Annotated in this window: 8 protein-coding genes; 4 read left to right on the top strand and 4 right to left on the bottom strand. The window is 26.2% G+C overall.

The features are described from left to right. Positions 1–34: 34 nt before the first annotated feature. Positions 35–2,653, bottom strand: a complete 2,619-nt coding sequence (gene mip, locus AB5V95_RS00980; RefSeq protein ID WP_369086027.1) for an Ig-specific serine endopeptidase MIP — start codon at positions 2,651–2,653, stop codon at positions 35–37. A gap of 17 nt (positions 2,654–2,670) precedes the next feature. Beyond that, positions 2,671–5,025, bottom strand: a complete 2,355-nt coding sequence (locus tag AB5V95_RS00975) for a putative immunoglobulin-blocking virulence protein (RefSeq protein ID WP_369086026.1) — start codon at positions 5,023–5,025, stop codon at positions 2,671–2,673. 266 nt (positions 5,026–5,291) lie between these two features. Here AB5V95_RS00975 and AB5V95_RS00970 point away from each other — a divergent pair, with 266 nt between their 5' ends. The 4 genes from AB5V95_RS00970 to AB5V95_RS00955 all read left to right on the top strand — a co-directional run bounded on the left by AB5V95_RS00970 (position 5,292) and on the right by AB5V95_RS00955 (position 20,535). Next, positions 5,292–6,992 (top strand): hypothetical protein, encoded by a 1,701-nt coding sequence (locus AB5V95_RS00970; protein ID WP_369086025.1) that lies wholly within the window; start codon positions 5,292–5,294, stop codon positions 6,990–6,992. Between the two features lie 133 nt (positions 6,993–7,125). Continuing rightward, positions 7,126–13,164 (top strand): M60 family metallopeptidase, encoded by a 6,039-nt coding sequence (locus AB5V95_RS00965; RefSeq protein ID WP_369086024.1) that lies wholly within the window; start codon positions 7,126–7,128, stop codon positions 13,162–13,164. 144 nt (positions 13,165–13,308) lie between these two features. Beyond that, the gene (locus AB5V95_RS00960; RefSeq protein ID WP_369086023.1) at positions 13,309–15,021 is read left to right on the top strand and encodes a transglutaminase domain-containing protein; all 1,713 of its coding nucleotides are present in this window, start codon (positions 13,309–13,311) and stop codon (positions 15,019–15,021) included. A 111-nt stretch (positions 15,022–15,132) separates the two neighbouring features. Next, positions 15,133–20,535 (top strand): MGA_1079 family surface serine endopeptidase, encoded by a 5,403-nt coding sequence (locus AB5V95_RS00955; protein ID WP_369086022.1) that lies wholly within the window; start codon positions 15,133–15,135, stop codon positions 20,533–20,535. A 118-nt stretch (positions 20,536–20,653) separates the two neighbouring features. Here AB5V95_RS00955 and msrB read toward each other — a convergent pair whose 3' ends face one another. Then, complete coding sequence (gene msrB / locus AB5V95_RS00950) at positions 20,654–21,094, bottom strand: peptide-methionine (R)-S-oxide reductase MsrB (RefSeq protein ID WP_369086021.1); 441 nt, start codon at positions 21,092–21,094, stop codon at positions 20,654–20,656. A 107-nt stretch (positions 21,095–21,201) separates the two neighbouring features. Next, a complete protein-coding gene (locus tag AB5V95_RS00945; RefSeq protein WP_369086020.1) occupies positions 21,202–23,943 on the bottom strand; it encodes a hypothetical protein in 2,742 nt (913 codons plus the stop codon). Positions 23,944–24,032: the final 89 nt, after the last annotated feature.

Raw genomic sequence — 24,032 nt, 5'->3', positions numbered from 1 at the left:
AAATAACCCTGAAGGGTTATTTAGATTAAGACGTTTAAAATCTATGTTTTTCCGGTATTTCAGTGATGTTTTCAAACAAGTTAGTTTTGAATGTATCTCCATATTTTTTCTTTAACGCTTCTCTATATGAAGTTTTTTGGTCTTTTCCACCTCCATAAATTATGTCATATTGAGGTAGGTTATATTCGCCAAATAGACCGTTATAGTCATATCCGTTTGAACGAACTGCTTCAGTTAGCCCAGCTTTTGCGAAGTAGTTAGAAATGTGGAATAGTCCAACTAATTCGTTATTTTGGTTTCTTACAGATGATCCTGAAGCACCACCACCGGGAGTATATCTGTCAACAATATAAGCTAATGACATATTATAGAATTTGTTACCGCTTTCGTCTTTGTATAAATCTTTACCAAATCTATTTGAACTTAAGAATGAATCTACTATACCGTGTTTGTTTTTAAATGTACGATATGATAAGTTATATCCCAAACCTGAACCTTTATTAAGTTGTTCTTTTTGTGTATCTGTCATTCCACCGTAATCAAATTTATATCAACTTGATTTAGCATTTGTTCATAATGAGTATGTATATGTAGAAGCAGCTAAATCTTTTTCATTTTCGTATTGATCTAATTCATAGTCCATAAAATTATGCGATTTTAAAGAATTTGTTAAAGGATATCCTAATGCATATAAAGTATCGTATTCTTTTGTGTCTTTACTGTCTCTGACTTTTGGGAAATTAATTTTTTCATAATTGTTTAAATAGTCATAATTAATTATTTTAATTTGATCTTCAGGATTATTAGCATAACCATGACTAAATCTATCAATCATATCGTTTTTTTCTGATTCGCTTTTATTTGTGAGTTTGTCAAAGTCTATTTCAAAAATAGCTATATCTATATATTCTTTTATTTTTTCATCAACTCCTGGAACAAAATCTTTAGGGTCTTTTTTCAAGTAGTCTTTGCCTTCTCAAATTAATGATACAGCCTCTGCATCAATTCCGATATGATCAAAATTATCATTATCAATTGCAGTGGTTTTAAGGTTTTTTCCAATTGATTTTTGTTTTAAAAATGTTAAGCCAAGTGATTTAAACGAATTAGGAAATGCATCTTCAATAACGTGCTGATTAGTTGCAAAATATCATTTTTTTGGTCTTTGTCCAGCTACTTTTGGTTTTTCGAAGTCAATAATAAATGCTGTCCCTGCAGTTGGATTATCAGATCTTACCATATCTGATAATCTTCATAATTCATTAGATTTTTTAATAACCTCTTTTGCCCTGTTAACAACATCATCTCCAAATCCTTGTTCTTCGACTTTTGAAATTATTTTATTTTGTTCTTTTATTAAATGAGGTTTTCACATTTTTTCTCAAACAACTTCGTTATCAGCTCTAAACAATAAGCTTTGTTGTTGATCGTTGTAATTTACTAAAACATATTCAAAATCACCATGTCCATCATATCTTTTATCTAGTACGTCAGTACCACCAAGTTTTTTATATTCTTGTTTTATAAGCTCTTGGATAGTTGCTTTTTGAATTTTGTGGATAATGCCCAATGTATAGTTATGTTGTTTCGATGGATTGTGTTTATCATACTCTTCTTTTAATTTTGCCTTTACTGAAGAATCTTCTATTTTATCAATCATTTCGGTTCAATCTTCTTGGTATTTTAAAGCTTGTCCCAATTTGTTTTTTTCAGCTTCGCTGTGGTATAGAAATTTTGTTGAATTAATTACTAAATTATAAGTTTGAAGACCCATTTTACCATATTGTTCATTTGTTATTGTTCTAGGTAAACCGTGATTTTTATGAGATTGATCTTTGCTTAAACCAAGATCGTCATATCAATTTAAGAATTGCGGATTAGGCAATTCAGGCATTGTCAAACCGCCATTGTTTGTTTTTGGTAATACTTGACCTAATAATCTTGCTTGTTCATAGCTTGGCAATCCAAGAGCTTCGGCTTTTCTGTTGTATTCCGCAATCTCAGATTCGGTTAAACTGCCTTCGTAAGGCGCTTGTCTACGAATAGATTCTAATCTAGGTTTATATTTTTCAATATCCTTTTCAAATTTTTCACTAATTGATGCGTTTATATAATTAATTAATTCGGCTTCGCTAGGATCTTCGCTAGATGTATCAAATGGATTATATTCTTTTGCTTTAAAACCTGATAGTTTATATTTTTTATTAATTGAAGGATTTGATTCTAGAGCCACAGTTACTTCAACTTCGTTTGGATTAGATGATAACTGTGCGTTAGAAATTACAAGTTTTGCGTTTTTATTTTTTATTGCTGTAATACTGTATTCTGAAAAACCATTAACAAATTCTTCTGCAGTTTTAGATTTATAAGAAGATGGATTTGTAAAGTTTCATAAACTAAAGTTTTCATCAAAATTTGAAGATGTTTTACTAAAGTCGAAGTTTGATTCAGCGGTTGTGCCACCGTTATTAGTACCATTATTATTAGGTGTTGGGTTTTCATTGTTATTATTTACATCATTATTTTTATTATCTGGGTCTGGTTTTGGTTTATCAGGTTCCACACCTTTTTGACATGCTAAGGCAACAAATCCCATAAGTGGCATCATCGATAGTGCGGTTAAAGTTAATAATTTATTCTTTTTGTTTTTCATGATATTCTCCTTAATCATTAATTAATAATATAACCATCTAAGTTAAATGATGATTCATATTTAACGTTATAACCATTACTTTTTAGTGTTTGATATAAAGTTTGAGCTTCCTTAGGAACGATTACTTCAGTTGTTGTTTTGTTGAAGTTGCCATCAGAGTAAGCCATTAATATTCCCAAATTAGTTAAACCTGTTGCTGTAATATTTTCATTTGCTTTTGCTGTTATTTTTAATTTATTAGTTTGTTTACCATTACTAAACATAATCTTTGATCTAGGAAAAGCTGATTGTCTTATGAATACTGTGTTAAGTTGAGCTTCATTAACGTCTAATATCGGCATTGTAAATGTGTTTGAATCATTGTAGAACTTAATTTTGTTTAATTTTCTCATATTTGAAGGTTTATTTTTGTCATAGAAAATCATTCCTCTTAATGACTTAATTTCAGGCAAACGAGAAAAATCTAATCCCATAGGGTATCCTGAACCACTTTCATTTCTATCTGGTTTTAGACCAGCTCCTCATGGACCTTGAAAAATCTTTTCATTATTTCTAGTTCAATAAGCCATTCTAAGACCTAAATTAATGTTAGTAAAGTCGTCTTTCACTAAATAATCTTCTTTATCAAAAGCTAAATTTTCAAATGTAATTCTTCCGTAAACTTTTAAATGACTTGCATAGTTTAATCCTGAGGCATAGTCTTGTGTATTTACTCAGGCAACACCTTTTAAAGCTCAAGGGTTAAATGACCAATCATCACCACCTAAACCAACTTTATTATTTGAATATAATCCAAGTTCATCAATTTCTTTGTCTCTTAATGCATTTAAAGCACTAGTATTTTTACTTTCAAAGAATAGTTCTAATAGCGGTATTTTCTTTGGCAACACTTTCATAATATCGTAAACATTTTGATCGGCGCCAGTTCTTCCTATATTTCAAAATCTATATCCTGTTATAGGAACATTGTCTCTGATCAATTGCTCAATTAAACGTTTTGCATTATTGTAACCATTTGAATTTTCCATATCAATGGTAATAATTGTTGCTTTATCTAAACTATGATTATTTACATTTTCTTCTCTTGTATAACTATCGATTTGAATACCACCATTTGATATATAACTATATCCAGGTTTTGACGCAAAAGTAGAAGTTATTCTTGTTTTCTTTCAGTTTGCATAGTTACCTTTTTCAATATCGTCAGGGAAACGGTTTCAATGACTATTATTTCCTAAAACACGTTTATCTTGATTATTTCTTGTGTATTCAGCAGTAACTGCATTGTATATAGGTTCGTGATTATGCGAAATTCATTCGCCTTTTTCATTAACTGATAAATTAGCTCCATCTTTCGGAATTGTTTCACCACGGTTAAGCGCATCAATTTCGCTTTTTGCTAGTTTTGTAATTTTAGAATAATCAATATGCATTAAAAGTAGCAAATGATTTAAAGGAACTGTTCTAGTATTTCAACCTTCTTTTCACGATAGTTTTTCTTCGGTATTGTCATATCACTTATCAAAATTTCTTAAACCGACTTCATCTTGATATGATCTTAACAACTCTTTATTGCCCAATAATAGATAAAACCTTGCTCATAAATTTCCCAATATTTCAGGAGCCGATCCAATATTATTGAAATAATTTTGTTTAACAGTTATTGATCTATTTTCATCTACTAAAATTTCTTCATACGATGTTCCTGGCTTTGTTGCTCAATTGTTAAGCTTAGCATTTTCAATAGCTCTAGAAACGGAAACTCTAATATTATTTTCTGTCGCTCCAGATGAAGTTGTTGCATCCGGAACTATTTCAGCATAATACGGAACACGGTTGGTAATTCCGTTTTCTTTGTCACTTTTATCATATTTTCGTGGTGGAACTTCTGTTATAGTTGCCTCAAATTCAATATCACCCTTTTTGATAATTACTTTTTCAGTTTTTGGTTTTTCTTGTTTATCTTCTAAATCTTTGTTTTCAATAACAATTGTGTTATTTTTTGGTTCTTCTTTTTTGTCTTCTTTTTCTTTTTTCTTATCTACTTCGACTTTGGGAGTATTTTCATCAGTTTTTGGTTCTTCTTTTTTAATTTCATCTTTTTTTATAACAGGGGGTGGCGGCAAAATATCAACATTTGTCTTAGGTCTTTCGTTTTGTTTTAATTTTTCGCTATCTGTATGACTTATTGAGTTTGAATTAGTTGCAAAATCTTGACCTGTAGCTACATATGGTTTGCTTGGCCTTTCGAATCCATTAATTGAATTTAACCTATCGGGAGTTTTGTAATAAAATAATGCACCTAATGAGGCTGATCCGATTATAGAGCCTAATACGATTGTACTAAATATAGCTTTCTTTTTCATTTTCATAGTGCCTCCTAAGTATGCATATATTTACTTATATAAATATGTTTCTCATATATATATATATATATTATAATCCTAAAAAAATAAAAAAAACAAAATCCGTCTTTTGTCGCAATTTTTGTGATTCGTTTTCATAAAAAAATTACAAAATAAAATGTATTTTAGTTTAAAAAATATTGTTAAATTTGCATAAATATTTTTTTAAAAGGTTATTAATAATATTGATTTTGTGGTAACATGTTATTTATTTTAATACTAAGGAGTTTATAATGAGAAAAAAAATAAAAAATTTTATGCTGTTTTCACTGCCCTTTTTACCTGTTATCACAGTTTTTTCGTGCACTAAAACAAATGACGACTTAAATAAAAAAGATGAAAACAAGACAGATGATAATGTCAATAGTAATAAAACAGATAATAATAACAAAATTACTAATCCTGATGAAAAAAATGAAGAAATTAACGAAGATTACAAAAAAGGTGGTTTAGTAAATGGCTTAAATGTTGATTTTTATAAAGAATTAATTTCGCATTTTGGAATTTTATCTACTAAATTGCCTTCGCTACAAATTTCAAATTTAAAAGCAGGAAATTATGGACAATATCAAATTTCTAATGTCAATGTTATTTCATATAATGATCAAAACAAAAACATGCAAATTGAGATTTCAGGAAGTTATAATAAACAAAAATTTGATAATCAAATTATTAATATAACAAACTTTAACAATGAAATTTATGGTGAATCAATTTATTATGAATTTGATAAAGAAAAATTGGCTTCAGAAAAATTAAACAGCTTAGATGAGATATTGAATTTAGAAAATGAAGAATTATTATCTTATTTTAAAGAATTAAAAATATATGGAAGTGGTTTTGAATTTGTTGATTTAAAAAGAGATATTAGTAATGAAAACTCTCGCATTATCTTAAAAAAATTATCACTTAAAAAACAAGATAATTCAATAGCATTGCATGTTAATGCTGATTTTAAATTACAAGCGTTTGCAAATCAAAAAACTTCAGAAATAAAAACAGTAAACTTATTCAATAAGACTATCAAATATAATTTAAGTTCATTTCAATTTTCAGCCTTAGAATATTTAAATTATTTAATAAATAATAAACTAGAAGCAATTGAAAAATCAATATTAGATAACAATGGTTCACTAAATCATTTTACTTCTTATTATTTAGGAAAATCGATAAGTCACATTGATTTAACTCATAAATTTTATAAGTTGCCAGAAAAATATGAAAATTATAAAAATAGTCCGATTGCTATAAAAGCCGAAAGTATTTTAGCCAATGATATTGAGGGTAAACTGCATGTTAAATACATTTTAAATTGAGAAGATGAAAAAACAGCACAAAATTTAAATTCTATTAGTATTACAAAAACTATTGAAGGTTTTGGTAAAAAAGTAAATGAAGAATTTATTAAAAAATCATTTTGAATTTCAACAAAACCAAACGCATTTCACGAGATGAATTCATCAAGTCCAGCCAAAGTAAAATATTTAATGGATTTATATAAAAAATCAGATAGAAATAGCTTTTCAATTGAAGATGATCAAAGTCTTACTAGATTATTTGGAAGAAAAGAATTTTTATTTTTAGCAAATCATGACGGCTCAAGAACAGAAAGTAATTTTATACCTTCTAAATATTTTGATCCATTTTATATAGCTGAAAAAATCGAAGATTTAAACAATAATCATTTCAGTGCTAATTTTTTAACAGATGTAAATGATAGTTCAAATGATATATTTATTTCTAATTTAAAATTCGTTATAAATAGCTTAGATAACTTTGATTTAGTACAAACAGAACAAGGTGAAAATTTGAATTTTTATATAAATGGCACACTAGAAATATCAATACTAAATTCAGATGATAATTCATCAATTTTAAAAGAATTTTCAATAGAAGTCCCTCCGTTGAGAACTTGAATAAAAATTCAAAAATAATTAACTAATTAATAAATAAAAGACAAGATTTTGGCTTGTCTTTTTTTAATTTAAAAGCTAAACAATAGCGCATAAAAATGCTAAAATATAAAAGTTATTTTAATTATTAAAATAAATTTATAGGAGGTGCAATGTGAAAAAAAATAATAAATTACCAATAGTTACTGCAGTAGTATTAGCAATTGCACCATTAATAATGGCATCGTGCACAACTGCATTTGGTGATAAAGAAAAAATAAATCATGAGAAAATAGAAAAAGAAGCTAATGAATTGTTTAAAGAGATAAAAATTTATTATACAAAAGATAAATCGCAACATTATGCGAAAGATGTTTTAATTGACGATCTAAAATTTGATAATCCAAATCCTGATTTTCAAATAATCAATATCAAACTTTCTAATATTGCGAATATTTTAAAAATTGAATACTCGCTTAAATATATAAAAAGCAATTTGATTTTTGATAGTAACTTAACTTATGAAATAACAGGATTTAAAAAAGAAAAAACTAGTGGAATTGAATCTAATAGCGAAACAAAAATCAAATTTATTTTAAATCAAAATTTAGAAAAAATATCAGTCAATTATTCAGGAAATAAAGAAATTTCATCTCTTGAAAATATTGATGATAGTTTAATAGAATTTAATAACTTTGACAGTAATGATTTTAATTTGATAGTTGAATCTAAATCACTAAATAATGATAATTTAATATTGGTTGTAAAATTACAAGATAAAAATACAAAGATTTTATCAGAATCAAAATCATTATCTATTTCAGGATTTTTATTAAATAGTGATAATAATTTATCAGAACAGATAAATAACTCTAAATTAGTTATAGAAAATAACGGTGAGTTCCCTTCTCAGATTTCAACTCTTAAAGTTAAATTTGAACCTGGCATTAGCTATAAAAATGCAACTTTTCAGTGATATCAAGACGATATACTAAATGAGAAACTAGGTAATGAACAATCAACAACTATTAGCAGTGTTGATTTGTATAAAGATAGCAATTATTATTTAAAAATTACTTATGAAGAAAATGGCGATACAAAAGTTTATAAAACAAACAGCGTATTAGCTCATAATTTTTTAACTGAAGAAGAAAAAATATTAGAGAATTTAAAAACTTTAAGCATTGATTTTAACGGCAATAAAAAATCTTTAAGAGCAGAAGATGTTAAAGATGAAAGTTTAATCTTCTCAAATTATGATCAAAATAAATATGAAGCAATTTTAATATCAAAGCGTGTTAATGGGAAAAATCTTATTTTAAAAACCAAGTTAAGAGATAAATCAACTAATTTAGAATCAGTTGAAAAAGAAATCATTATCTCAGGTTTTTTAATAAAATTGCCTACTACAATAACTGAAAAATTAGAGGCATCAACATTAGAAATATCAAATAATGGATACTTTTTAAATAATGATCAAAATTTAACCATTTCATTAACTGGTATTGATAATCAAGAAATATTAAATTTTAGTTGATATAAAAATAACGAATTAATTGCAGACTCTAGCGATAAAAATTTAATAGTGTCATCTAGTGAAATAAAAGCAAAAACCGAATATTTTGCTTTAATTACATATCAAGAAAATAATGAATTAAAAACATATACGACAAACAGTGTATTTGCTTATAAATTTGTTTCAGAGACTGAAAAAATTGATTTAGAAATAGATAAAGTTAAAGCAAAATTTATTGGCAATAAATCAATTGTTTTGGCCAAAGATGTTGAAAATGAAAATATTGAGTATTTAAATTATAATAAAGATAAATACGATGTTATTTTGCTACAAAAATCATATGAAAATAGTGATCTGAATTTAAAAATAAAATTGCAAGACAAAAACACTAAGATAGAATCAAAAGAAAAAGATATTATTATTTCAGGATTTTCATTACGTGAATATACACCAATTACTGATATTATTAAAAAAACAACAATTGCTTCAAGCAATAAAGGTTATTTCGAATCGAATGATTCTAACATAGTTATATCACCAACATTGCCTTTAGAAATTCAAGGTTTAAAATATCAATGATATGAAAATGATGAGCCCAAATATAAATCAACTTCGCCTAATTTGATAATTAAGCCAAATGAAATTTCAAATACGTCTGAATTTTATTTAAAAATTTCTTATAGAGAAAATAACCAAGATAAAATTTACAAAACAAATTCAGTTATATTGCATAAACAAAACCCTCTTAAAAATTACAAAATAAGAGCTCTAAATGATGGTTTATTAGTCGACGGTTCAACTCAAATAATATTAGAAAATACAAATGGAGTTGCTGATAACGATTTATATGTTCAATGATTTAAAAATGGCATAATGTTTTCAGACAAGTTTCAAAACTCTGCAAATGCTTATGAAACTGGAAATTATTATGCTGTTATCATTAACTCAGACGGGGTTAAATGACAATCAAATAGCGTTATAATTTCTGACTTACCTAATCTAAATCTCAACAGCTCTTTTGCTTCAAATTTCGATAATAAAACCAATATCACTGCTAACAGTTCAAAAATAATTGGTTATGAAAATAGGAAAACCAATAGCAAAGTATATGAAACTGAGTTATTAAATAAATATCAAGCGTTTGGCTTTAGATATCCTGGTTATAATTTCAATTATGAAGGCGGAGGCAATTTATCTAATTCATATATAAATTTCACTGAAAATGGACAAAGCAGAAGAATCAATATTTCATCAGAGTTATTAAAAGAAAGAGTTAAAGATCAAAGGCAATATAAATATAACGATCCTAATTGAATAAAAAGTGAAATTGCTAATAATAGGTTAAAAAAACACCCCTTTGCTTTAAATTGATTTCAAAAAAATGTATCAGATTCAACTAAGTCTGCAATCAAAGAGTTTCAAATTAACACCTTTATGTCAGGTCATAATACAAGTGGCTTATATGCAACTGCTGGTGAGGTTATTGAAATTCAATTTGATGAAAAAACTTATGAAACATACAAAGCTTTATATTCATCTGGCAATTCAGAAATAAATATAAGTTTTATTATCAATCAAAACTATTGAGATAATTATCCATTTAACGATACTGGAAGAATTTCTAATCGTTATCCATTTTTAAGATCTGAATTTAAGTTTAGATTCAATGAAATAAGTTCGGATAGAAAAATAAAAATAGCAAGTCCATTTGGTGGCTCAATTTCATTTTATATTTATAGCCCAATTTATAATGCAAACGGTATGAATCAAACAGTTAATTTCACTATTAGAAATGCCGTCGAAACAATTAATTATGTTCATAATCAAACAACTAAAGAGCAATGAGATGATCAAATTAAAAGATACAAAAATAATGAAATAACCGCTCCAGTAGCTTCATTAGAAACAACTTATTCTTCGATATGATTGCCATTTACTTCCCCTAACCATTTAGCGGGTGTTAATTTGGATAATATTATTTATCCTAAAAAAATTATTAATAAATGAGCCGATTTTTATGAAAGTTCTTATTTGTGAAATGATTATAATGGCAAAAAATTAGCGTTAAATTATAATGATGATGTTTGGGGCGGAGCCCTTGCTTGAGGTGGTGCTAATTATAATTTATTTGCTCCAATTTCATGAGGTTCTAAATACATTCGTGGTGAAACTGATTTTGACTTTGATGATTGAGGAAACTATCACGAAGTAAATCACAATTTTCAAGATTATCAAGATCCATTTAACGTTAAAGATCACGGTTGAACAAACATTCCTTCAACAATAAATTTATCTTTTATTAATGATAAAACTAGACATAGATCATTAATAAATTTAGATGGTCAATGAAGTGATGGCTGGGCTAGATTATCAAATCTAAGCGCAATAGTTTCTCACGAAAGATCATGGTATGGGTTTTACGCAACTTTAATTTATGCATTTGGTCCGTTAAATTTTGTTGATTATACAAAGGCATCTGGTCGGGCAGGAATGCATGATAAAGGAGTAAAGACAACCAAATTTTTATCAGATTATTTTGATTTTGATTTAGATTATGCCTTGCGTTCTTTTAGACACCTTTTATCAAATAATAAATTTAAAAAGGCCTTACCTCCTTTAAAAAATAATCAAATTGATGAAACAGAATATATTAATCAATCTAATCGCATTATTCAAAATCTAAGAAATCAGATAAGTAGTTTAGATACTAGAATCGCAAATGCTCAAGAGGCTTTAAATCAAAATTCCGTTGATGAAGAAGCCAGAGCAGATTTAGAATTAGCAACCAGATTAAAAAATGAACGCAATTCTGAACTAAATAGTGAGCTTAGAAAATTGGCTTCGTATGAGGATCGTTCATTTTTTGCTAATGATGACGCACTAATTGCTGAAATGAGAAAAAAAATGGCGATTGATTTTGTTGCTAACATTTACGCAGTTGGTTCATATAGATACATTCCTTCAAAAAATGAATATGAATATACAAGCGATACAATGCCAGCATTTCAAATACCAGCAGGTTCTCCTTATGTATTTGATTTTGAAAAAGCTATAACATCATTAAATCCTAATTTTAAATTTAAAGAAATAAGGTTTGCCCCAAGAACCAAATTTGGAGCCAAATTATCATTGGATAAGCAAAATCCTAAAAAACTAATTTACGAAGCTGATCCTGATTTCTTTGATCAAATTGACGAGTTTGATGTTGATATTATTCCTGATGATTTTATTGGAAAACCAGAAAATTATATTCCGGCTTATAAATATAAAATTAAAGTGAGAAATATCGTAAACAAACCTTCAATACTAGTATATGATCAATTGCCTGAACATAGTCAAACAATTGCTTCAGCTTTAGAATATATTAAAAATGATGATTGAAAAAACAGATATACCATTATTGCCGATGATAGCAATGGATCAATTAATTATCTAAGAAAAGAAAGACAATTAGTTCAGCTAAAAATGAAATTTATAGCGCCTAAGACAGGGTCGTTTGATTTCATGGGTTCATTCGATGATTTTATTTCAATCTCAGTAAATGATCAAATAATAAGCGAGATTAATCACGATAGCCAAAATGAAATAAAAATAGGTTCTTACGATTTTGAAAAAGATAAAATTTATAACATCACCATCTCTGTATACAATGGTTGAGGCGCAGGGAAGATGAATATTAGATTAAAAAATAATAATGAATGATATAGTCTTTATGAACATTCAGTTTCTGATGCATTAAACACAGATGAAATTCCTTTGCAAACACTTAAATCATATTTATTAGAGGAAAAATACAAATACAAACGTAGATTCAAAGATTATGATTCTAGATTTGATATTGAATATAATAAGTTTATTAATTCAAAACAAAATGAAGTGTCATATACGAATGAAATATTAAGCCAGTATCAACCGCTTGGCTCCCATTCAACTATGGATAAAATTTCAGATAACAATTATTCTACATTTTTAGAAACTTGATCAACTAATTATATGAAATATAAATGAACATATGATGAACCTGTTTTAGTTAATGCATTGGATGTTACTAGAAAAAGAGTTTGATATCAAGCGCAATATGTTCCTGATTATTATAAGATAACAGTCATTGACGAATATGGCAACTCAAGCATTGTATTTGACGGAAAATCTGACATGAAAAATTATAACGAATGGACTTTTAGAGTTAAATTCAACTCATTAGTAAAAGCAAAAGAAATAATTTTAGAAGCAAGAAGAAGCGAAGGTAATGGATTATTAATATCAGATATGCGCTTTGTAATTGACAATTTAAATCAAAATTCACTTATGTCTGTAACTAATAATGAAATAAATTATTTTGGTTCGTGAAAATTTGATAATAATGATCAACAATTAGGCAATTCGCCTATTAACAATAAATTTATTTCAACAAACAAAGCCAATGATTATTTAACTTTTGAACTTGATAAGCCAAACTTTACAATATATGGAAAAATGGGCTCAGATCAAAGTTCCTTTGATATTTATATTAATAATAAACTTATTCAAAAATCAATTAGTAATTTTCAAAACAAAGAGTCAATGAATGCACCCTTATACACTCACATTTTTAATAATGATTTAAAATCATCCAACGGCAAATATATAATCAAAATAGTTAATAAAGAAAACAAACCTTTAACGCTGAATTATATATCATATGAAAAAAGTAAATAGATCATCTTTAAAGCACCGAATTTTTCTAGGTGCTTTTTTATATTAAAGTTAATAAATTTTATTAGTATATATTGTTCAAAAATACTAAAAAAATAAATTTAATAAATATAATTTATTATATACATAAAATAAAGAGAGAAAGTTATGAAAAAAACACTTTTAATATCAAGTGCAATTGCGCTATCATTAGCAACATTGTCATGTGCAAAAACCATTGAAAAAACTCATATAAAAAATGAGAATAATGAGATAAATTATGCAAATAAATTTATCGAAATAAAATCGGAAATAAATGATTTTATTAATGATAAATTAAGCGCAAAAGAATATGAATATTCAAAGGATATTTTGCAATCTAATTTAGATAAAATAAACTACAACATTTTGCTAAATAAAAATATCGATTCCACTGACTATAAAAATTATTATGAAAAGATGAATAGTATTTTTAAAGATGTTAAATTAAATTACAAAAACTATATTCAAAATGTTAATGATGATTCTGAAGAATCAAATGAAGATAAAGATAAAAAAGAAGATAAAAACAGCGATGAAAAAACATTGACTAATTATGAAGAAAATTTAAAATCTAATATAGAAGCCAATGATTTTATCAATTTAATTAACAAAGATGAAATTTTAGACATTGAATATATCGGTTATACAAAAGAGAATAAACAAAAAATTAAAGAGTTTACAGAAAACCTTATAAAAGGTCTAGAAAAAGATGATCAAAAAATAAAAGTAATATTTGATTACATTGCCGAAAATGTTAAATATGCAACAAATCCAAAAATTCAACCAGCGATTGAGCCTTATGATGTATTGAAAAGAAAGGTTGCTGTTTGTGGCGGTTATAGCAATTTATATAAAGCCATGTTAGATTCGGTCGGCATAAAAAATTCAATCGTTATTGGCTGATCTAAATACGGAGATCATCAATGAAATTTAGTTTATGATTCGTTTAATAATATCTTTTTTCATTCCGATCCAACTTGAGGTAAAGGATATTTTAGAAAAAATGAAAAAGATTTTGCAAAAGATCATAGAACCTTTAAATTAATCGATACTTATTTTCAAAAAGACAATATCTTATATGAATATGATAGAGGCGTGTCTGTTTATTCTGGTGATAAAAATAAAGAATATGAAGACAGTTTATCAGCTTCATTGCCAGTTAAAAATATATCTGAAAATTACTTAAAAACTGTTGAAATATTAACAGTCAAAAATAATATTGTAAAGATTAATTATTTAGGCGGAAGCTACAATGTAAAAAAAATAAACGTTAGCTTAGATAACAAAGTATTTTCATCGTTAGATGGTGTTTTATACAATAAAGATTTTAGTGCATTGCTAAAAGTCCCTGAAAAATATGAATCAACTGAATTACCGATTCCAAAAACAGTGAGAGAAATTGAAGATGAAAAACTATCTTTAAACGCCAAATCACTGGCCAAAATCGAAGTTGAAGCTGGTAATTATAAATTTAGAGAATATGGAAACATATTATACAATAACGATTTGAGTGAAATAATTTATATTCCTAATAAAAGCCCTAAAATAGTTATAACATCAGATAACTTAAAATTAAAAGCGCATGACTTTTCATTTAACAATAATATTGAAGTTATAGTATTATCTAAAAATGTTAGAGATATCCCTGAATTTGCTTTTAATAATCTAACCAAATTGAAAACAATAATATTTAACGGGGAAATAGATTCTTTTTCGGCTAATGCATTTGTTAATATTGAGCCAAATAATATTAATTTAGTTTTTAAAAATAAAGTTAGCGATAGCGTTTTGAAAACAATAGAAAAATTAAAAATTAAGTATGAAATTTTAAGTGAATAAATATTTATAAACCCAAATAAAAATCAAATTTTAAAATTGCAACTTATATTAGCAATTAATATAGAATTATAATATTTAAAAATTAGTTAAACATTACTAAAAAGAGGACACATGAAAAAAAATAATAAAAATAAATTAGCTATCAAAGGCAGTGGCATTGCATTATTAACAGCTTTATTTTCTATTCCAGTTATATTGCAAAGCTGTGCAAGGCCAAAACCTAATAAAGATATCGAAAAAGATGACGATCAAAATAAAAATACAAATAAACAAAAAATAAGTGACATAGAATTAATTTTAAATAATGGCAATTTAACCATCCCTTCAAATTTAAGGCTATATTTAATATCTTTAAAAAATAACGATGAATTGTTAAACAATATTGATACGAATCTATTAAAAGAGAACATCAATATCATTTCTACATTATTAAAAGAAAAGAACACTTTTGAAAAGAGCAATTTAAACGCAACATATAAAAGTTTTTTAAATAAAATTACAAACACAAATATTGACGCTGAAATTTTAAAAGAAAATGAATATATTGCTAAAATCAATGTAAACAGTGATAGTTCAATTTCTTATATAAATGAAAATATTCAAAAAATTAATAACACTTCTAATTTGATAAAAGAATATAACAATGTAGCTTCATTAAACAAGTCTGATTTTGAAAATCTATTAAATTTATTTAACAATAGTAATTCGGTTTTTTCAGATAACATTAAAGATCAGATTATTAATAATCAAAGTGTTCAAGCATATAAAAAAGATGGAAGCTTAATTGAAATATTTAATAAATATCAATCAATAAATACAAAAGCTAATCAATTATTAGAAATTAAAAACTCATTAGAAAATAAAGAAAATAAAAATGAGAAACAAACTGAATTAGCTACTGAAATTAAACAGTTGTTTAATGAAAATAAAATTAAAGATGAAGAATTGAACAATGAAAATATCATTTCTAAAATTCAAAATTTAATCAATAAGGCAAATCAACTTCAACAAGCAGATGAAGGTGAAAGAAATAAAATAAATAATTTAAGAGAGCAAGCTAATACTTTTATTAATTCATTAGCAAATCTTAGCGATGATTTAAAAAATTCTTATAAAAGCAAAATCAATAGTTTATCACTTGAAAATTTAATTGATGAAGTTAAACAAAGAGCAGAACAATTTAATAACTTAGTAAATGATGTTAAATCAGCAATTAATGAAGCTAATGACATTAAAAATCAACCAAAATATATTAATGCAACAAACAACGCTGAATTTGATCAAAAATTAGCAGAATTAAATGCTCTAATTGAAAACGACAAACTTCTAAATAATTCAGATTACGTTGAAAGTTCAAATAAAATTACTGAAATTAATTCATTAATTACCGAACTTAGACATTATTCTGAAAATTTAAACGGACAACAACAAGACCAACCTGATGATAAAGTTGAAGCTTTCAAAAGAAGTGTTGAAGAAAGATTAACACCTTCATTTAATGCAAGAGTTAGCGCATACAATTTAGAAAATTCAATATATGCTGTTAACATTAATGAAAGTAACCGTAAATTATTTTTATCAGACCCTATTATTGAAGGTGTTGAATTAACATATAAAAATATGGAATTAGTTGACGGAGATGTTAACCAATTAAAATTAACTTATTTAGCAAAAGATAAAACCGATTCTTCATTAATTAGTGATGTTTCAAAAATATTTACATTCAAAACTAACTTTAATAATGAAATTGATAAACTTCAATATGAAAATTTAGACGCCTTATTTGAAATAAATTATGATGAACTAAAAAATAATTATCAAAATACATTCCTTTCATCAGAAGAGTTAAAAAACAAATACTTTGTTGTTAAGCATCAAAATTTACACGGATTTTTTACATACAGACTTAAACTTTCATCATTTGCCTATGCAAATTCAAAACTTTCGTCAGAAGTTGAATTTTTAGTTAACAATAAAGTAATAAAAACTTTATCATTGCAAACAAATCAAACTTTTGAATTTAAAGATGAATTTTGAGAAGGCATTTCAATAACAATGGGTGATTGATTTAAAAATAGTCAATTTTATGACGATTCAAACTATTTGTTCACAAGAAGTGACACAGCCACTGTTGTTTTTCCAATTTGAGGAAAGCAAAATACAGGATTCAATACTTGATTTACTATTGAAGTGTTTAATGAAGTTAAAAATAGCATTCCAGAATTAGCTAATAAAACACTAGAATCTCAAGTTAATTTAATTAATCCTCCTCAATCTCAAGTTCAAAATGCCTTAACACCAGAGGAAATTAAACGTGTAATAAATGTTATTAAAAGCGAATGAATTTCTAAATTATTTAACATTCAAGTATCAAACGATGCAACTTGACAATTATTAAATTTTGATGATACACATATATTTAAAAGCGAAAGATTAAAATCAAATGAAGGAACATTCAAATTCTTAGTCACAAAAAATGGTGTTTCAAAAGAAATCTCAATCTCGTTAATGCCTAAAATTGATAATGTTGAAGATCAAGATACAAAAGATTTAAATTATTTAAAATCATTAATAATGACCGATAAAAAAGATGATGCTTCAAAAATTCTTGAGTTAGTTAAAGTTAAAGAACCTGGCAAAACACACAATCAATATAATTCAAAAGATGCGGTTTCAGCATTAAACGATTTATACGAGTTGCCAAAGAAAGGTAAATTCGAAATATATGCTGATTCATTAGTTTCTTACAATAATTTCGAAAATTCAACTGTAGGGGGAACTGCAAAAGTATTTTTCTGATTTAAAGAAAACGGTCAAATTATTGACAAGAAAAGCAATAAATACTTAATGCTAGAGCGTTCATTTACAACTTACGCAAAAACAATTCAATATTTCAGACCGTTATCATATAGAGATATAAAACCAGCTAATCCAAATGAATGATTTAAACAATCTGATTTTTCAAGTTCAAATATTAATAACGATGATAAATTAAAAATAAATAAAATAAATAGCCATAATTTTGATGTTAGAAAGGCAACGGGAGCAATTGTTGGCCCTAAATCATTTGAATATACGGTAATTGATCCTAAAGATATTGTTGCTCAAAATGCGGGCGATATGCTAAATTATTTATTAAAATTAAAAACAAGTAACTCAGAAGACACATCAGATAATTCAAAATTTACCAATACTGCTCCGTCGTCAGGGAATAAAGATGATCAACCAATTACAAATAACGCTTCAAAAACAGGAGATTTCTGAGTATCAAGCGCATCTATTATAAATCCTTCAGACACTGCTAATAATGTTGATTTATCATCTATAGAAAAAAATTACTTTATTTACTATTATGATGTTCAAAGCAATGCGGACAATCAACTAAGTTTTAAATTAGGTTTTATTAATAAAGCAGACACAACAAAAAGATATTCAAATAACCAAACAATAACATTAAATAATCTAAGAAATGACTACAAAGAAAATCTTTATCCTGAAATAATGCTAAACTCAATTAAATATAGCGATATATCTATCAACAATATTTCAAATAAAACTATTAATGAATTTTCAAATATTATGAAAGGTAGTGATAAAAACGCTAAACAATCATATATTTCATTGAAAAATAGCATCACTTACAAAAATTTCACAATTGATAAGTCGAATTTCGAAGTTGCTGATGCCAAAGCTGGAGAAGGAAATTCTGTATACATAAAATTTAAAGTAACGAACCCAACCACAAATAAAACCTATATAGGAAATATTTGATATAAAGTTTCTGGATTTAGGGATACATCGTCTTCTAAAGAGAATTTAGACTTCAAATATAGCTCATTAAACACTGTTTTTGAATCTTCTAGCGAAATTAAAAGAACAAGAGAATTAGAGCCATATTATGAAGATTTATTGTGAGATTTAGATAAAGAAAATCAAGTTGCAAAATGAACTTTAAAAGAAAAATATATCAAAAATACTTTCTTAAAAAATAATGCAACTAACCGTAAATTTAAATTAAGATTATTTGCAAATCAATTAATTCAAGATGATGATAGGCTAAAAAGAATTAGCGACCCAAATAAAAACTATTTATTTGGGTTTAATTTTGATGAATTGGCTAATGGTCAAGAAGTAACTAAAAATGAAATAACTAAAACATATAATAATTTAAATGGTGGAGAATATCCAAGAATTAATTTCACATTAAAAGCAAGATATCAAGCTGGTGAAGGAATTAAATTCGAGGTCGAGTTAACAGATAAGCAATATAAACTATTTGTTGGTAATCCATTTAATGAAGCATTGCCTTTTGCTGAAGTAAATAAGGCTGATAAATATGGAACATTCGACAAAAATAAAGCCTTTTTAATCAATAACTCTGGAGCTTCAATAACTATTGAATACACCAATAGCATCGAACACGAAAGTTTTGATCAAGAAACTAATTTATTTGATTACAAAAAATTAGATTATTCTCAAGAAAATCAACCAATTCTATTTTATACACCAGAATCAACCATAAATTCACAAGAATATAATCCAAATCAAAATGTTTCTTACGAACTTCACAATGGGTATTTACAAGATCAAGAATATATGCACAATGCATGAGAAAATATTGATATTGTTAAAAACGTTAGAGCAAGAAGCTTCGCATTTAATCAAGGAACTGCTACTATGTTAGCCAAAGTTAATGACAATCCAAATGATGGAAGATTCTATATAATTACAAACAACCACGTTGAACATATTTCTAATATTTCGGAAGTTCAAGGTGAAAATCTACCTAAAGCCGGAAAGAGAAAATACATTACAAAAACCTCAAATAACTTCGGAAATAATGTTGATAACGGATTTTCATATTGAGGTGGGTTAGATGTAGCAAATTCTGTTCCAATTGAAGTAATTTGATCAGGTGTTGATCAAATTAGCGAAAAAGGAGAGAAAAAAGCTGGTTTAACTGTTGATATAACTGTTTTTGCAGTTGATATTAATCCATTAATTGCCAATGCAAAATTAGAAGGAAAATTTGAGTTAGCTCAATGATTTGAAAACTGATTTAAATTAGAAAACATTAAAATGGATTATTATGGTTCAAAAGATGGAGTTCACTTTGGACCAAATCTTAAAAAAATTGCAATGAGTGGTTTCCCTTATGGAAAACAAGCTGGTTATTTAATTAATAGAGCATCTTCAAATAGTGGCAATATCGCTTTAGCAAGACAAAATGGCTATGTACAAACATTTTACAATGCTGGTAATTCAGGAACTGGTGTTCTAGGGCAAAACAATACTTATGTTTCTACAATTAACTCCGGAGCTCCGCTAACATTTTTACAATCATGAAATTATGAAACTGGCTTTTATAATTTCTTAGGAGTTAACGTTAATAAACAAAGTCCATTAGAAATAAATAATACCAATTCTGTTGGAGCACAAATTTTAAGATGAAATCTAAAAGACCCTTTAAATATAAAATTGCCTTGATTTTATAAAGATATAGAAAATAAATAATTAAAAAATGTGAATTAGTATAATACTAAGCTCACATTTTTTAATTTTAAAAGTATAAAGTTATTAAAAATAAATTAGGGAACAGGCCAATATAAAAATATTTAAGCTTTTATAATCCTTATTTATTTTCTTTATCTAACATTTTTTTATATGCTCCAAAACCATTTTTTTCTAAATCGTCATAAGCGATGAATTTTAATGATGCTGAGTTAATGCAGTATCTCAAACCACCAAGCTCTTTAGGTCCGTCATTAAAAACGTGACCCAAATGCGAGTTAGCATTAGAACTTTTAACTTCTGTTCTAACCATATTGTGAGATAAATCTTCTAATTCAACTAATAAATCATTGTCAATAGGCTTGCTAAATGCTGGTCAACCACATCCCGAATTAAATTTATCAGTCGATAAAAATAAAGGTTTATTGTCAACTATATCAACATAAATCCCTTTTTCAAAGTGGTTATCATATTCGTTTGTAAAAGGCTCCTCCGTATAAGCCTCCTGTGTTACTTTGTATTGTAATTCTGTTAAATGATCTAATTTATTATTTTTTTCCATAACGAAAATTATATAAAATTATGAATAACGAAACTAAAAATAGCATGATTATCTAAATTATAAAAAAGAAAAGCATAGTAAAGACTATGCTTAAAAATTAATTTTAGTTATTTATATAAAAATTTAAAATCAATAAAATTATTGCCTGCAACACTTTTATCTTGGTTTGCTGAGTTTTGTGGATATGATGGTGTAATGTATAATCTGAATTGAATAAATTGATTATCTCCCAGAACAACTTTTGAGACACTTTCTATATTGAAATTATATGAATCATTTTTAATTTCAGGGTTATATGAATTTTTAGCAATTAAAACTACTGAATAAATTAAACGATTAATATTTGTTAGTTCAACTAATTTATTTCATCTTTGTCTGTCGCTTGATAAAGAGTTAAATTCAGCAACTAAATTATCAATAGGAGTTTTAAGCTCTTTATTAAAGCCAAAATGATCGTTAAATGAATCAATATTTTCAGATTGATTATCTAATTCTTTTTTCAATACATCATATAGACCTTTTCCTTTAGTATTGAATCCGCCCAATCATAATCATCTTACTTGATTTCTAAATTTGTTTTCGAAATTGTTTGTGTCGAATCAATATAGAATTTTATATTGCATATATCCTAACATTGCATATGGTGTTGTACGTGGTGTTCCAAAACCATGTTCTTCGTCAGCATATTTAACAAAATATACTTTAAATGATGATTTTGAACTATTCATCAAACTCTCATCAATATCAATAAATTCTTTTAATGAAGGATCTGATAATTCAATAATATATGAAGATTTTCCACCCAATGAGCTATCTAAATCGCCTGCATTAGATTTTGATTGATCATCTTTATAAGTATTATCAAAATCGTGAGTTGATTTAGTTTTTCCAGTTTCAGATATATTGATATATTGGCTAAATAGTTTTGTATTGTTCAAATTATTTGATATTCATTGCTTTGAATATAGATTATTTATAGTTACGTCTTTAATTTTTGATGTAGCATTACCTGAAGATAATTGCAATTTAAATGAAAGTTGACCATTTAATTCATCAATATTAAATCATGAAGTGTCATTTAAAATTAATGCAATGTCATATTCTTTAATATTGAATGTTTTAAAATCTAAATCTGTTAAATTTAGTAAAGTGTTTAAATCAGTAATTTTTTCAATAAATTTAGTTGCTCATCATTTTTTATTTAAAGTAATTGAAGAAATTGAGTCAACTAATTGATCTAATTGTTGTTGATTTAATTGTTTTTTAGGAGCAGATACGTTTGTATTAAATTCTTTATCAATATTTAGATAAAATCCATTAAATAAAAGTTTTTTAATTGTGTAATTATTATTTTCCGAATAATCATCGAAATTAAATTCATAGGTTAAATTATCTTTATTAGAAGCAATTGCAGTCAATTCAGTAGTTTGAGATTTATTATCTTCAATTATTAATGTGGCTTTTTGGTGATTTAATAAGAATTTAGAGTTTTCATTATTATTTAATTTAACAATAATTTTTTTAATGTTTTTATTGGCAATATCTTGAATATCAGAGCTTTCTACTAAAACTTTTTCATCATCTAAATTGCTTTCTATAGCAGTACTTGGATTATTGTTATTTTCGTATGAAAAAATAATTTTATCATCGACAACTATTGAAGATACTGTATATGTTGCGCCTGGAACTATATTGTTAACACTACCAGATCACAATGAATTATTCTTGGTTAGTATTACAGATGATTTTCAGCCATTTGAGCCAACAACGTTAGCTTTTACAGATTTATTTTCGATTTCTTCTGAAAACTCAACCGATACATTTAAATTATTGTTTCCAGCATCTGATAAGGTTAAATTTTGATATGTTAATGAGTTATTTGTTGTATCAAATTCAAAATTTGAATTTTCTTTTGCATTAATTTCAACTCTATCATTTTGATCTTGTTGATTTACCAATATTATTTGTTTAACTTCATATATTTTATTTACTAAAGGCCCTTCTGCAAAGTTTTCTTCAGTAGTTCCCATTTCTTCGTCTTCAAATTCCTCAACCACTTCCATTCTAATGTTTTTAAAGTCGCTTGATGATTCTTTAGAAACGATAAATGACACGTATATATCTTTATTTTGTTGTTTATCATTTATTTTTAAAAATGCATTGTATCCTTTTTCAACTTCAAAATCTTCAACATTAAAGCTAAATATTATATTTTTAGATGTTCCGTTATATTCTAAAGCATAATCCATTTTTGATATTTTAGGAACAATCTTTTCTTTTTCTAATGTTTGAAATTCTAATGTTAAATTGCTTAATGATAATTCTTTTCCGTTTAATAATATTTTTGATATTTTAACTTTAGAATTAGCCTCTAAATTTTGTAAATTTATTTTAAATGACTTGCTTTTTGCTTCATATTCATTTGTTGATATTGATTTTTCTTCACCATTAGTATAAATAATTTCAAAATCTTTATTGTCATTATTTGCTAACTCATTTTTTGAGAAAGTGATATTCATTGTTGCAAAGTTGCTTGAAATATTTTCAAAAGTAATATTTTGGATTGCAAAATCATCAGTTTTTTCGTCTTCTTTATCTTTAGAATCTTGATCTTTATTATTTTGTCCATTATTTGTATTTCCTGATGAACCACCAGTATTACCGTTATTGCTATTGTTATTTGAATTATCAGGATTAGGCTTTACTGTGTTATCGTCAGGCTGAATTGGTTTAGGATCTGTTGAATCATTTGTACCTGGTTTTTTATAAGAACAGCTTATTGCAATTGGAACGATTGACATTGAACCCATTGCCAATAAAATATTCTTTCATAACTTATTATTTTTCATAAATGCTCCTTTTTGTTTATGTTAAAAATTATAATTGCTTTTTTCTTTATTTTGCGAAGTTTGAAAATAATATCAAATATTTAAACTAT

Origin of the sequence: Metamycoplasma spumans (assembly GCF_041026625.1) — a bacterium.
Taxonomy (GTDB): Bacteria; Bacillota_I; Bacilli_A; order Mycoplasmatales; family Metamycoplasmataceae; genus Metamycoplasma; species Metamycoplasma spumans.
Note: the sequence above shows the minus strand (reverse complement) of the source record. Positions and strands in the feature narration are given on the sequence as shown.